The sequence below is a fragment of the Stenotrophomonas maltophilia group sp. RNC7 genome (assembly GCF_030910085.1).
GTDB classification, from domain to species: domain Bacteria; phylum Pseudomonadota; class Gammaproteobacteria; order Xanthomonadales; family Xanthomonadaceae; genus Stenotrophomonas; species Stenotrophomonas sepilia.
This window is the reverse complement of sequence record NZ_JAVFVN010000500.1, coordinates 1-308: the sequence shown is the minus strand read 5'-3', so window position 1 is coordinate 308 and position 308 is coordinate 1. Positions and strand designations below refer to the sequence as shown.

Genomic DNA, 308 nt, shown 5'->3' with positions numbered 1-308 from the left:
CACCGCCGACGTGGTCGCGGCCAAGCTCGAAGAATGGGGCATTGAAATCCATCGCGGCCTGGGCGGCACCGGCGTGGTCGGCATCATCCGCGGCGACCGTCCCGGCGAACGCGCCGTCGGCCTGCGCGCCGACATGGACGCCCTGCCGATGCAGGAAGCCAACACCTTCGCCCACGCCAGCAAGCACGCCGGCAAAATGCACGCCTGCGGCCACGACGGCCACACCGCGATGCTCCTCGCCGCGGCCAGGCACCTGGTCGAGTCGCCGCGCTGGCGCGGCACCCTGCAACTGATCTTCCAGCCTGCCG

General features: G+C 71.4%; 1 protein-coding gene. It reads left to right on the top strand.

Annotated elements, in window-relative coordinates; translation table 11 throughout:
- Window positions 1-308: M20/M25/M40 family metallo-hydrolase (locus RCF13_RS09630; RefSeq protein ID WP_308141098.1), on the top strand; the 308-nt coding region annotated here is incomplete at both ends.